This window comes from Flavobacterium filum DSM 17961, from assembly GCF_000425465.1.
Classification (GTDB): Bacteria; Bacteroidota; Bacteroidia; order Flavobacteriales; family Flavobacteriaceae; genus Flavobacterium; species Flavobacterium filum.
The window spans coordinates 1-14,948 of record NZ_AUDM01000031.1 but is presented as its reverse complement, the minus strand read 5'-3'; the positions used below and the strand labels follow the sequence as shown (position 1 = coordinate 14,948).

General features: G+C 31.7%; 11 protein-coding genes. 8 read left to right on the top strand and 3 right to left on the bottom strand.

Annotated features, from left to right (window positions below):
* The 8 genes from H601_RS15760 to H601_RS0112530 all read left to right on the top strand — a co-directional run.
* Positions 1-308, top strand: a 308-nt coding sequence (locus tag H601_RS15760) for a transposase (protein ID WP_035655978.1), incomplete at its 5' end; no start/stop codon positions are given.
* Positions 309-676: 368 nt separating this feature from the next.
* Positions 677-3,844, top strand: a complete 3,168-nt coding sequence (locus H601_RS0112560; RefSeq protein WP_026711833.1) for a helicase-related protein — start codon at positions 677-679, stop codon at positions 3,842-3,844.
* A 3-nt stretch (positions 3,845-3,847) separates the two neighbouring features.
* The gene (locus tag H601_RS0112555; protein WP_026711832.1) at positions 3,848-4,624 is read left to right on the top strand and encodes a DUF4391 domain-containing protein; all 777 of its coding nucleotides are present in this window, start codon (positions 3,848-3,850) and stop codon (positions 4,622-4,624) included.
* 3 nt (positions 4,625-4,627) lie between these two features.
* Positions 4,628-6,367, top strand: coding sequence for a DUF262 domain-containing protein (locus H601_RS0112550; RefSeq protein ID WP_026711831.1), 1,740 nt, complete (start codon positions 4,628-4,630; stop codon positions 6,365-6,367).
* The gene (locus H601_RS0112545; RefSeq protein WP_035655977.1) at positions 6,355-8,268 is read left to right on the top strand and encodes a site-specific DNA-methyltransferase; all 1,914 of its coding nucleotides are present in this window, start codon (positions 6,355-6,357) and stop codon (positions 8,266-8,268) included. The genes H601_RS0112550 and H601_RS0112545 overlap by 13 nt, the downstream gene beginning before the upstream one ends.
* Before the next feature lie 43 nt (positions 8,269-8,311).
* Positions 8,312-8,905 (top strand): DUF4062 domain-containing protein, encoded by a 594-nt coding sequence (locus H601_RS0112540; RefSeq protein ID WP_026711829.1) that lies wholly within the window; start codon positions 8,312-8,314, stop codon positions 8,903-8,905.
* A complete protein-coding gene (locus tag H601_RS0112535) occupies positions 8,902-10,407 on the top strand; it encodes an RNA-binding domain-containing protein (protein WP_026711828.1) in 1,506 nt (501 codons plus the stop codon). The genes H601_RS0112540 and H601_RS0112535 overlap by 4 nt, the downstream gene beginning before the upstream one ends.
* 185 nt (positions 10,408-10,592) lie before the next feature.
* Positions 10,593-13,625, top strand: coding sequence for a type III restriction-modification system endonuclease (locus tag H601_RS0112530; protein ID WP_026711827.1), 3,033 nt, complete (start codon positions 10,593-10,595; stop codon positions 13,623-13,625).
* 66 nt (positions 13,626-13,691) lie between these two features.
* Here the strand turns inward: H601_RS0112530 and H601_RS16220 are convergent, their stop codons facing one another.
* From H601_RS16220 to H601_RS15750, 3 genes are all read right to left on the bottom strand, one after another.
* Positions 13,692-14,177 carry an HNH endonuclease gene (locus tag H601_RS16220; RefSeq protein WP_051220750.1) on the bottom strand — a complete coding sequence of 162 codons (486 nt, stop codon included), beginning with the start codon at positions 14,175-14,177 and terminating at the stop codon, positions 13,692-13,694.
* A gap of 36 nt (positions 14,178-14,213) precedes the next feature.
* Positions 14,214-14,708 (bottom strand): hypothetical protein, encoded by a 495-nt coding sequence (locus H601_RS16215; RefSeq protein WP_051220749.1) that lies wholly within the window; start codon positions 14,706-14,708, stop codon positions 14,214-14,216.
* A 53-nt stretch (positions 14,709-14,761) separates the two neighbouring features.
* On the bottom strand, positions 14,762-14,948 hold a 187-nt coding region (locus H601_RS15750; protein WP_026711790.1), incomplete at its 5' end, for an ATP-binding protein.

Here is a 14,948-nt window from a genome sequence, read left to right as displayed (position 1 = left end):
AAAAATGGAATAAAAAATACCCTGCAATATTTAGGAGCTGGGATAAAAACTGGGATAGACTAGCTAATATTTACAAGTATTCACCTCATTTAAAGAGACTAATGTACACAACAAATCCAATAGAAAGTTATCACAGAATGATACGAAAAGTAACCAAAACTAAAGGTGCATTCTCTTCAGAAAACGCAATCCTAAAACAGGTATACTTAGCTATTATGAATGCACAAACTAGATGGAATGGACAAATTTTTCACTGGTCTGCTATTCAAAATGATTTAAATGCGTATTTTAGTGATAGAATAAAATGAAATGACACAGTTTATTGAACACTCCCGAATAAAATGAAATGACACAGTTTATTGAACACTCCCTTTTAAAGAACGAAAACTATGGACTATGGACTATTCACTAAGGACTATTCACTAAGGACTAAGGACTATGGACTAAGAACTTATTTCCCCTCCTCTATTTTCTTTTCTCGACTTTTTTTCTATCTTAGCCATTCCAAAAACAAAAACCTGCCGGGTGGTGGGTGAACTCCTTTGAATTTTTTTAGAGAATGCGGGAATCCGTAAAAAAGTTACCGGAATAGGTGGTTTTTTTGTGGAATTATTTGTGGTGTGGGATTGATAATGTGGGTAAAAATTGGTAGGTTTGGAATATTGAAAATAATAACATGAAAATAATCAACAACCAAAATATTTTATTGATTGACGAATTAGTAGGTTCACTAAAAAAAGGAGCTTCACTCTACATTGCAACTAATTATTTTTCAATTTCTGCATTGTTTGAATTACTAGACAATTTTGAAGATTTAACAACTATAAAAATTTTAATTGATAATTCCGACATAGAAAAAGACATTCGTTTTTGTTACGATGAAAAAGAACTAAAAGCTTATCATGAGTTAACGCAACGATTTAAAGCTGATAAAGTTTATCAATTGCTAAAAGACAAGGTTGAAATTAGAGAAGGAAGCGTTGGTGGACAAAAATTTATCCTCACCAATAGTAAAGAACTTTCTAACTATTTCATGTTAGTTCCATACGACTTGAATTTGATTTCTTTGGGTGTGATGAGTGCAGAAAATCCAATGTTTTTGAATTCATTTGAAGACAACAACAATCAGTACTTGGATATTTTTAACAATGTTTGGAACAACAGTAAAAAGGATTTAAAAGAAATTATTTTAAAAAAAATATCAAAAGCCCTTCAACATCATAGCCCGGAGGATTTATATAAATTTACCTTACACAATATTTTTCAAAATAAAACCATTGATGAGATTTCTGAGCAACGATTAAGTCGCACAGGTTTTAAAGAAACTGAAGTTTGGAAAATGTTATTCAATTTTCAAAAAGATGCTGTACTGGGTGCTATTGATAAAATAGAAACCTTTGGTGGTTGTATCATTGCTGATAGTGTGGGTTTAGGTAAAACCTTTGAAGCTTTAGCTGTAATGAAATATTACAATTTAAGAAATGATAGGATATTAGTTTTATGTCCAAAGAAATTACGTGAGAATTGGTTAATCTATAGTTTAATTTCAGATGTTAGAAATATTTTAGCCAAAGACCGAATGAACTTTGATGTTCTAAACCATACCGATTTATCACGAGAAAAAGGAATTTCTGGTTTAATAAATTTGGAAACTATTAATTGGGGAAATTATGATTTAGTAGTTATTGATGAAAGCCACAATTTTAGAAACAATGACCCTAGAAAAAATACCATTTCTCGTTATCAACGTTTAATGCGTGATATTATTAAAACTGGTGTAAAAACCAAAGTTTTAATGCTTTCGGCTACTCCTGTAAATACTCGAATGAATGATATTAAAAATCAAATTGCTTTTATAACTGAACAAAATGATTCAGCATTAAGTAATTTTGGTATTTCAAGTATTGACCAAACTTTACGAAAAGCACAACAAAAGTTCAATGCATGGCTAAAAGAAAATCATAACGATAATATTAATAGAGATAGTTTAGTTACAACATTAAATGGCGACTATTTTAAAATTCTAGATTTATTAACTATAGCTCGTTCAAGAAAACACATTGAAAAATATTATGATGTTTCCGATATTGGTAAATTTCCGGAACGATTAAAACCTATTCCTAAATATTCTGATTTCGATACAGGTAAAGCATTTCCTCAAATGGATAATGTAAATAACTTATTGAATGCTTTAAACTTAAAATTCTATTCACCATTGTATTTTGTGCGTGACGACAAGAAAAAAAGCTACGAAGAGAAATACGATTATATAACCTCAACTGGTTCTGTTTTCAGGCAAGTAGAGCGTGAAGATAGTTTGATTCACTTGATGCGTGTTAATCTTTTAAAACGTTTGGAAAGTTCTATACACTCTTTTAGATTGACTTTAAAATCATTATTAGACCAAACAGAATATCTTTCTGAAAAGATAACAACCATTCATCAAAACGAATATTTTGATACTGATTTTGATATTAATGAAGTAGAATTTGATGATGACCGATTAGAAGATTTAATTGTTGGTGGCAAAGTAAAAGTATTGCTGCAAGATTTAGATTTAGTAAAATTCAAAGAATATATTGATGATGATAAAAAGCGATTAGAAGAATTGCTTGCTATGTCTGCTGTTGTTGACTCAACTCGTGATGCTAAACTTAAAGATTTAAAGGACCTGATTGTTGAAAAACTAAACAATCCGATTAATGAAGGCAACAAAAAGGTTATTGTTTTTTCTGCCTTTGCTGATACCGTTTTGTATTTATACGAACATTTGGCACATTGGTTAAACGAAGAGCATCAATTGTATTCAGCTTTAGTGACTGGTGGCGATGCCAATAAATCCAACATGCCGAATTGCCGTTTGGATTTGAATTCTATCTTAATTCACTTTTCGCCCTTATCCAAAAAGAGAAATGCCATTTATCCTGACGAGAAAAATCAAATTGATATTTTGTTTTGTACCGATTGTATTTCTGAAGGACAAAACCTGCAAGACTGTGATTATTTAGTCAATTATGATATTCATTGGAACCCTGTTCGTATTATTCAACGTTTTGGTCGTATTGATCGAATTGGTTCTATCAATGATAAAATTCAATTAGTAAACTTCTTCCCTAACCTTGCTTTGGATAGTTACATTGATTTAATTGCTCGAGTAAAAGGTAGAATGCAATTGTTAGATACTTCAGCAACGGGTGATGATAATGTAATTGATGAAACGGCTCACTTAAATCAAGATTTAGAATACCGAAGAAAACAATTAAAACAATTGCAATCGCAGGTATTGGATTTAGAAGATATTGAAGGTGGCATTTCGATAACCGATTTAACGTTTAATGATTTTAAAATCGATGCCGATAGATTAACACCAACCGAAAGAGAAAAATTCCAACTCACACCAAAAGGTATTTTTGCTTTAACTTCAAATAATTTAGATGAAGGTAAAAAAGGGATTATTTTTTGTTTACGAGATACCAAAGCTGCAATCGATGGTGATAAGTTGAGTACTAATATTATTTATCCTTTTGTATTGTGTTACGTTACTGTAGAAGGTGATGTATTTATTCCCAGTACCAACCCAAAACGCTGTTTGGATTACTATAAAAAATTATGTTTGGGTCATAATGATGTTATTCCAAGTTTGGTGGCTGAATTTAACCAACAAACCAAAAGCGGACGCTACATGGATGGTTACAAAGAATTACTAGACGTTGCTTTACAACATTGCAAAGGTGCTTCTACAGAAATGGGGTTAAATTCATTAGCATTGCCGGGAATTAGCCGTCTTTCTCAAAAGAATATCGATACACCGTATGAATTGATTTCCTTTTTAATCATAAAGTAAGTAATGGCTGTTGCACTACTACATAAAGCGTTACACTTACCTCATGCGTGTTGGGTGAATCAAAAATTGCCAAAAACATTTTTTAAACGCAATTTTGATTTGACTTTGACAGAAAGAAAATTATTGGACGATTTTTCCATCATTCAACAGATGGAAATACTAGCTTCTGTTAATGTGGAAACCGCCAATATTCCAGCTTATGTTGATGAGGTTGTGACTTATGAAGAAATAAATATCCTAGCCATTCAAACCACAAATGAACAATTTGATCGTCAGAAACATAAAATTATTGAATTGGTTCAAAAGTACATTCCTAACCCAATGCTTGTTATGATTTATGATAACCAACAAATGGTATTGAATGTTACCGAAAAACGCATCAATAATAATGATGTTACCAAACGTGTTATTGAAAAACTATATACCACAGTCAATTTACAATTGCCTATTAATGACCCAAAAAACCAAGCATTTATAGAAAGTATAGCGTTTGAAAAGGCAAATAAGTTGAATTTACAAAACTATTACCAACATTTTATACAGTGTTTTATTGGTTTGCAAACCGCCCAAATTAACGGTACATTTGTGGCACGACCGTACCAAAGAAGCAAAGAAGATGCTTTGCTATTAGAAGAAATCGAGGCATTAAAAGAAACCATTTATGCACTTGAAAACCAAGCCAAAAAAGAAACACAAGTATCTGAAATGGTTCAATTGAATACTAAAATACAAGAACACAGAAATAAAATACAAGAACTTAAAACCAAACTATCCAATTAAATAATGAATATTCAAAAAGTACATTTATTAAATTTATTAAATACCGGAACAAACCAATATATCATACCGTTTTTTCAACGTCCTTATGTTTGGTTGGAAGAAGATTGCGAAACATTGTATGAAGATGTAATTGAAACTGCAAAAGCCAACAAAACAAACCCTTTAAAAGAACATTTTATTGGAACAATTATCACTAAAAACAGTGCCAATAGTTCTCAAATGACAGCCAAATATGATTTGGTTGATGGGCAACAACGTATGACCACATTTTCATTATTGATTAAGGCTTTAGCAAATAATGTTGACTTAAATCAACCTAATGCAAGTTATTTGTTTGATAATATTAATAATTCACTGTTTTTTAAAGATGCTTATGGTAAAGTTCATTACCGCATAATGCATAATAGAACTGATACTATTTATTTTGATAAAGTAATGAGTTCAGATAAAAACACCACTTTTACTGAGCCAAAAGGAAAAAGTAATATCCTTGACACTTATCGTTATTTCATATCAAAATTTAGTGGTCTAACCAATGATGAATTATTAAATTATAACAATACTATATTACACAAGTTTCCAGCAATAAGCATGGTGCTTGATCCACATGATAATGAACAGGAAATTTTTGATACTATCAACTCATTAGGGGTTAAATTAACGACTTCAGAATTACTGAAAAATTTTGTTTTTAGTGATAACCAAACTCAAGATTTATACAAAACCTATTGGGAAGATATTTTTGAAGTAGATGAAGAAACAATCAAATTTTGGAATACCAAAAAAACTGCTGGACGTATCTACAGAGAGAATATTGATGTTCTCTTATATTGTTATTTACTAATACAAACACAAAAAGATGTTTCTTTAGAACATCTCTTTAAAGATTACAAAGATTGGCTTTCAGGAAAATCTTTTGATGATAAAAAAGCATTTTTAGAAGGTCTAAAAACTTATGCAGAAATCTATTCATCATTTCCTTCGGGAACAGAATTGAATAATTTGAAATTTGACGATAAAGAAAAACGCTTTTTCCATGTAATCGAAAATTTAAACATCACCACAATATTTCCGCTAGTGCTTTTCTTATATAAAGAAGTTGCTGATGAAACCGAAAGAGTACAATGTTTAGAACTTTTAGAAAGTTATTTGGTAAGAAGAAACATTTGCCGTTTGACAACCAAGAACTATAATAATTTGTTTATTTCTATAATTAAAAGCGTGAAAAGCACTTCAAACAATACTGTTTTTGAAGCTTTGCAAAATACATTATTAGGCTATACCGAAGACACTAATCGTTTCCCTGAAGATAGCGATGTTAAAAATGCTTTTGCCAACTCGATATTAAGTAATCAACACGCTAAAGAAACCTTGTACATTATTGCACTATACCAAGTAAAAACAGTTTTAAATGATGTAACGGTTTTGAGTTCAAATAGTTTCTCTGTAGAACACATGATGCCAAAAAAATGGGAACAAAATTGGGGAACATTGAATACACAAGAAGAAATAAATCATCGTAATTATAAACTATTGACTTTTGGTAATTTAACCATCATTACCAAAAACTTAAACAGCAAATTACGAAATAGTGCTTGGAGCAACAAGAAAAGTGTGCTACAACAATTCTCATCATTACCTTTGACTACACAATACACTTTGCTTGATGAATGGAATGAAACCACCATAAACCAAAGAGCCGAAGATTTAGAAACCATTGCATTACAAATATGGAAAAAATAACAGCATTAACCAGTGCCGATATAGTAGCCGACAACATACAACTCCTGAAACAATTGTTTCCTACTATTGTTAAAGAAGACAAAATAGACCTCAACGAACTGAAAGCTTTGTTGGGTGAAAGTGTAGAAGAAAAAGAAGAATACTACCGCTTTATTTGGGCTGGCAAAAACCAAGCACGTTTAGAAGCCAACAAACCTACAACTGCCACTTTACGACCTAACAAAAAAGACAGTAAAGATTGGGACACTACTGGTAATATTTTTATTGAAGGTGACAACTTAGAAGTGTTGAAGCTGTTGCAAAAAAGCTACGCCAACAAAATAAAAATGATCTACATTGACCCGCCTTATAATACAGGAAATGATTTTGTTTATGAGGATGACTATTCAGATAATTTAGGGAATTATTTGAGACAAACTAAACAAATTGATGAAAGTGGTAAAAAAACAAGTACCAATACCGAAAGTGACGGACGTTACCACAGTAAATGGCTTAACTTGATGTACCCACGTTTGCGATTAGCGAGAAACCTTCTGAAAGATGATGGAGTAATCTTTATTAGTATTGACGATCATGAAGTAGATAATCTAGTTAAGATTGGGAAAGAAATTTTTGGAGAAGAGAATTATTTAGCAACATTCACTTGGGTTAAAAAGAAAAAAGGTAGTCACTTATCAAAAACTCATCGTTCAATGACAGAATATGTCATAGTTTTTGGTAAGAAAATTAGCAATTTAGAATTATATGGTGAAGCTGCGTATTCAGATAAATGGCAACCAATAGTTAAAAGAACAAATGCAATTAAAGAGTTAATTTTCCCAGCTAACATTGTTACAACTAATCTAGCAGATGGGAAATATGATAAAATAAAATATAGTAATACAACGAGTACTGTTAAGTTTTTACAGCCATTTGAAGTTAAACAAGGTTTAGTAATAACTGAATTAAAAACTGAAGCTGCGTATGTGTGGACACAAAGGAAACTTGATGAAGAAATCTCATTAGGATCTTCAGTATCATTATCTAGACAGTTTGGTTTTAATGTTCTCAGACATAATCAAGATGAGAAGATAAAAAGACCTAGTACTTTGTTAGACTCAAAATCAGAAATTGGAACAAACGAAGACTCATATAACGAGGCTATAGAATTATTTAAACAAGAAGGAATAATGGACTATCCTAAACCAACTAGTTTAATGAAATATCTTTGTCGCTCAGGAACTTTTTACGAAACGGATTCAATTATTCTCGACTTCTTCGCAGGTTCTGGCACAACAGCCCATGCCGTAATGCAACTCAATGCTGAAGATGAAGGTAATAGAAAATGCATATCAGTACAATTACCCGAGCCAACCGATGAAAAAAGCGAAGCCTTTAAAGCCGGTTATGCTACTATTGCCGAGATTACCAAAGAACGCATCCGCAGAGCTGGAGAAAAAATAAAACAAGATTTTAAAGATAAAGAAGGTATTGAAAAACTAGATATAGGTTTTAAAGCCTTCAAGTTAGACAGCAGTAACATCGTCGCTTGGGACGGCAACCCAGATAATCTAGCCGAACAACTCGATGCCTTTGCCAACAACATCAAAACCGATAGAACCGAAGAAGATATTTTATTTGAAATATTGTTAAAATACGGTTTGGATTTAACCGTTGCCATTGAAGAAAAAACCATAGCCCAACAAAAAGTGTATAGTGTTGGTTTGGGAACGTTGTTTATTTGTCTATCTAACAACATTACACCTGAAGTATCCGAAGGCATCGGTGCTTGGAAACAAGAGTTGAATCCAACGCGTTGCAGAGTGATTTTTAAAGATACTGGTTTTGCTAGCGATAAAGATAAAGTTAATGCTATGCAGATATTGAAGCGTTTTGGGGTTGAGGAAGTGAATAGTATTTAGCAAACTTGAGAGTAATAAAAAGTATAAATTAAGGGCATAAAGCATGACAGAGGATGGTAGAATAGAAATAATGGTAGCTTCATCGGTTTACAACTACGAAGACCAAATCAATGAAATATGTGGCATATTAGAGCAAATGGGATATCATCCTATTAGTTCTCATTATAAAACTATGCCAACCGATCCATCTAAATCAAATTTAGAAAATTGTATAATTGCTGCTCAAAAATGTGACGCCTTTTTTGGTATTATAAGACCCTTTTATGGTTCAGGAATAATTGGTGAAACTTCCATTACTCACGAAGAAATGAAGACTGCAATTTCATTGAAAAAACCAAGATGGTTTATTGCTCATAGAGATATTCGAGTAGCTAGAGAACTTTTTAAACAATATCGTTATCTTCCAGATAAAAGTTTAAATCCGGATTTTGCTTATAAGCCAACCAAGTTATTAGATGATATTCGTGTAATTGATATGTATAATGACACAATATTAAACGACATTGATCCTGCAGAACGAATTGGGCATTGGACGGATGAATATTTTACCATACAAGATATAAAAAAGGTAATTCAAACACAGTTCCACGATAAAAATAGAATTTTAGACATCATTAAAAAAATGAATGCGTTATGAAACAAGATGATGTAAATTATATTAATGAAATTTTGCAGAAAAGCGAATCTTCAACCCTTGAATTTAAAGCTCGTTTTGATAAAGATAATATCGCTAAAGTTATTTGTTCTTTTTTAAATAGAGATGGAGGACATTTAGTAATTGGTAAAGAAGAAAATCAAACTTTAGTTGGTGTAAAAGATGCTGAGAAGTTAGCTGTAGAAATTCAGAGTTATTTAGTATCAGAAATAATTCCTGAACCTGCCATTTCGGTAGATGTTCAGTCTGTTAACAACAAAAAACTATTGATACTATCGGTTTGGCAAGGCACGAATCAACCTTATATTTATAAAGGTGGTGTATATTATCGTGTAGGTAGTTCTACAGTTAAAGCAGATTCAAAACAATTAGCAGCTTTAATTCATAAAGATTCTAATAATAATCAACGTTGGGAAACTAAATCAGCTATTGAAGTTGATGTTGAAGATATAGACTTAAATGAAGTTCATAAATGTATAATCGAGGCTAACACAACGGCAAGAGAAAATAATATTCCTGACAATCCTTTACAATTTTTAAGTAAATATGGTCTATATCAAAATGGTGACTTTACCAATGCTTGCGTAATTCTATTTGGAAAACATCCTGCTAAATTTTTTCCTCAAGTTCGCATTCGCATATCGGCATTTAATACTGACAAAACAGGTAATACTTTGTTATATGATAGAATCTTTGATGATAATTTATTTCATTCTATTCGACAAATAACTGATTTTTTTGATTTAGCTTATGGTGTTTCAAGTTCGTTTAATCAATCTAATTGGAAAAGAACTGACAAATTGAGCTATCCAAAATTAGCTATTCGTGAAGCGTTACTAAACGCTTTTATTCATAGAGATTATTCTTCTTTTTCAAGCAGTATTGCTGTAAATATTTACCCAAATAAGTTGCAAATAAGTAGTTATGGAAATTTACCTAAAGGAATAAGTGTTAAATCATTAGTAGAAGACCATCTTTCAATTCCTGTGAATCCAACAATTGCTCATATTTTCTTTTTGAGAAACTGGATAGAAAAAATAGGAATTGGTACTGTAAAAATGATAGCTAATTGTAAAGAACTTGGCTTTAAAATTCCTACTTGGACTGTTAAAGATAATACAGTTACTGTTACTTTTCCTGATTTAGTAGTTCCTTTTAATTATAGTGAGGGAATAACTGAGGGAATAACTGAGGGAATAGAAGTTTTACTAAATGACATTAAAAATGAGGGAATAAATGAGGGAATAAGTAAGGGAATAACCGATATTGTTAAAGAATCTTATAAAGACATTATAACTTTGATAATAAAGGAGAAAAGTATTAGAGCATCTGATATAGCAGATAAATTAGAAAGATCATATAAAACTATTGAGCGTCATATCAGTACATTAAAAGAAATTGGAGCAATAGAGTTTGAAGGTTCTAAAAAAACTGGTGGTTATGTAATAAGTGAAAAATTAAAAAAAATAATTTCTAAAAAATAATTTTTTAGCCTTTATAATGCCTATGTTATTAAAATAAATGTCCAAGATGACACTAATATTATAGCGTTAAATGCTCTACTTGGACAATAAGTTGGACACAGTGTCCAAGGTAATAAAGAATAAACAAAAGATTCAATAGGACTTGGACAGTAAGTTTAAGTAGTAGTTAAATAAGAAGCAAAAGAATGAAAATAAAATTTGAAAGCGGTTTAGAACATCAACAAGATGCTGTGGAAGCTATTGTAGATCTATTTAAAGGGCAAGAAGTATGCACTTCTAACTTTACCGTATTCTCGCCAGAATATATTAAAACTCAATATCGAGCAGAGGAAAATCAATTAGGTTTTGCCAACAAGTTACAAATAACTGAAGCTCAAATCATTGATAATGCTCAAAAAATCCAGTTGCGAAATGGCTTACGTCCATCGTTAGCCAATGAAATAGACATAAAAAACCTCGACTTTTCCATAGAAATGGAAACAGGAACAGGAAAAACGTATGTTTACTTAAAAACCGTTATGGAATTACAACGCCAATATGGTTTTAAAAAGTTCATCATAGTTGTACCATCCATTCCTATTAAAGAAGGAGTTTATAAGTCATTGCAAATGACTATGGAACATTTCAATGAGCATTATCCGGAGGCTATATATAATGAAAAAAGCTTCTTTGTATATGATAGTTCCGATTTATCTAGTGTAAGAGATTTTGCAACCAATGACCGTTTACAAATCATGGTAATCAATATTCAAGCATTTGCCAAAGACATAGATGAATCAGCAACTAAAACCAACAGAATATTATTGGATTACAATGATAAGTTAGGCTACAAACCTATTTCACTACTACAAAATACTCGTCCGTTTGTTATTGTTGATGAACCACAATCTACTATGAGTAGTGTTTTGCAAAAGAAATCTATAAAGAATCTTAATCCATTGGCTGTATTTAGATATTCGGCTACCCATACGGAGAAAATCAATTTGATGTATAAATTGGATGCTGTAGATGCTTACAACAAACAATTAGTAAAACAAATAGAAGTTGCTTCTATTCAGGTTGATGGTGCTGCTTCAAGTGGAGCTTATATAAAATTACTTTCTGTTCAAAACAAAAATGGTATTTCTGCTAAAGTAGAATTGGATTGTAAATCAAAAGACGGAAAAGCCAAACGTGAAATCAAAGAAATAAAACAAAATACCGATTTTCTTCAACTCACTAAATTACCTCAATATGCTGACTTTTTTGTGAAAGACATTTATGTAGAAGATGAGTACATTGAATTTACAAATGGCACTGAAATAAGTTTAGGTCATTCCATTGGTGCAGTAGATGATTTGATGATAAAACGTTATCAAATCAGAAAAACTATTGAAGAACATTTAGATAAAGAAATACGTTTAAATCCTAAAGGAATTAAAGTATTGAGTTTATTTTTTATTGATGCTGTAAAACATTACAGAGTTTATGATGAAGAAGGAAATGCTCAAAATGGTGATTATGCAACCATCTTTGAGGAGGAATACAAAAAGCTAATTCAATCTCGAAAGTACCAATCTATTTTTAATGAAATAAAAGATTTAGATAGTGAAGTTTCCGAAATACATAACGGTTATTTTTCGATAGATAAGCAATCAAAAGCAAGCAATAAAAAAGACAAGTTTGAATACTTCAAAGACACCACAGGTTCAGTAAAAGCAGATGAAGATACGTACAATCTTATCATGAAAGACAAGGAAAAACTTTTAAGTTTTGATAGTAAACTTCGTTTTATTTTCTCACACTCAGCATTAAAAGAAGGTTGGGACAATCCAAATGTTTTTCAAATTTGTACTTTAAAGGAAGCTGGAAGTTCAGAAGTAAGAAGACGACAAGAAATTGGTCGTGGATTACGTTTGGCAGTTAATCAAGATGGACAAAGAGAATATGGCTTTGAAATAAATACACTAACTGTAATGGCTTCTGAAAGCTATGAAGAGTTTGTGGATGAATTACAAAAAGAAATAGAAAAAGAAACTGGAATTAAATTTGGAGTTTTACAAGAACATAGTTTTAGTAACATTGTTGTTAGTATGAATGGAAATGAACCTCAATATCTTGGACATCGGAAATCAGAGGAAATATTCAATCACTTCTTATTAAAAGGATACATAAGTCCTAAAGGTAAAATTCAAGATTTACTAAAAGAAGATTTAAAAGTCAGTGAAGTTGATTTAGGCCAAGAATTTGAAAAGCATATTGAAGAACAAATAATTAAAGAAATTACTAGAACGGCAGGTAAACTTGAAATTAAAGATAATGCTAAAAAAGAGGTTGTAAAACTAAATAAGCAGGTTTACTTAAGTCCTGAATTTAAAAATCTATGGGACAAAGTAAAATATAAAACTACTTATTCTGTGGATTTTAATAGTGAAAAACTAATAAAAGAATGCTCAAGAAATATCAATAATAGATTAGTTGTTAATGGTGGCAAATTAACCTATGAAAAAATAAAGTTAGACATAACTGAAGGTGGTTTGACTTTTAACGAACCTAAAAGCAATTATTATGTTGTCAAACAAGAAGTTTTAGTTTTGCCCGACATCATAAGTTATTTGCAAAATGAAACTAGACTTACTCGAAGGTCAATTGTTGAGATTCTTCATGGATGTGAAAACTTAGAATACTTTAAGATTAATCCTCAAAAATTTATAGAAGGATGCATTGATATTATCAATGAACAAATGCGTTTACATATTGTTGATGGTATTGTTTATAAGAGGATTGGAGAAAATGAATTTTATAGTCAAGAATTGTTTGAGAATGAAGAACTAACTGGTTATTTGAAATCTAATATGATCGAAAGTTCAAAATCTCCTTTTGAACATACGATATACGATAGTGGTATTGAAAAAGATTTGGCTAAAGAGTTTGAAAGAAATAATAATGTAAAAGTTTATACCAAACTCCCCGATTGGTTTAAAATTGAAACACCTTTGGGTAACTACAATCCTGATTGGGCAGTTTTATTTGAAATTGAGGTTAAAGAACAATTGTATTTTGTAGTGGAAAGTAAAGGAACTTTGGGTTATGATTTCTTAAGACCATCCGAACAAGGTAAAATAGATTGTGGTAAAAAGCATTTTGAAGAATTGTCTAAAACAACTAACTCAAACATTAAATTAGAACTGGTAACAAATGGAAATGACTTTGTGGATTTAGCTATTGGTAAGGTTTAAAATCTAAATTATTTAAAGGTTTTGATACCCTTCGAGAGTTGGATAACTAAATAATGTCTAAACACTTCACAACACAAACTTCTCCTTCCCATGCCAACGCAAATTATGCACCGAAGGATAGTGTTTCACTTCTCGGGGTAGTTCCATGCGTTTTCCGGCAAACTGCCTAATGCCATACGGGCTTTGGGTTTCTCTCACGGTGGGTGAAACACGAACGATATAGTCTTCTGTAATGGTGAGTAAACCTCTGTCATACGCCCGATGCAACGTAGGCGATAAACAAATACCGTTGCTGATGGTGTCGTCATTGGATAGGCTAAACGGTATGATGTGGCAGGCATCCACCAACTGAGCATTGATGGTCGTTTCGATTTTCATTTCAGAAATACAACATTGGTAGCCATACAATCGCGGTATTTCTTTTTTAAAAATACCGCCTCGAATGAATCGTTCTTCCTCCCACTCTTCTTCGCTGAGTTGACTTTCGAGTTGTTTGATTTTACTTTGATAGGCTTCTCCGGTTTCTTCTACGATTTGTTGTTTGATTTCCAATTCTAAAGCGTATTGTTTTTCGGTTGTTTCTAAGCTTTAATGGAGCGTGGCATTCGGGAAATAGGTTTCCACCAATACTTGTTCTAAAAAAGCATTGGTTACTTCATCGGTCATTAATACAAATAGTTCTGGGTCGATTGCTGCGAAAGCCACATTGTCTTTTAAACTGTTTAAGGTGCTAATGCTTTTTAAAGAGGCCGCTCCTTTTGACAAAAAGGTTAGTTTCCAAAATGGTTCTGATTTAGAATAAAAAAAAGGCAATACAAAATTGCATGTGTGATTCGTCGTGACCAAGGTTTGCCAGTTGCTTTTGAATGCCAAGACCAATTCGGGTGTAATGTCAATTCGATTGGAAAGAATCTCCCCTTTTCGAATCAACTGTAAAACCGATAGCAATAAAATTGGTTTATGGGGTGCTTTTTGCAAATTCCGGTCAAATTGACCACCCAATTCCGATTTAAAGTGACCACCTGATTTCGGTTGAAAGTGACCACCCAATTCCGGTTCAAATTGACCACCCCGATTTTTCACCTAAAATTACTTTTTTTCATGTGTTAGTTTCTATTCAAAAATAGTTAAAAAAATTAATCTTTATTAATGGTTTTTTTCTTCCGCATCGATTCACCCAATAATTCGATTCTGTGTGAATGATGTATCAAACGATCCAAGATAGCATCGGCGATTGTTTTTTCTCCAATAATGTCATACCATCCTTGTACCGGTATCTGTGAAGTAACGATAATAGAACCGTTATTGTGCCTATCTTCAATG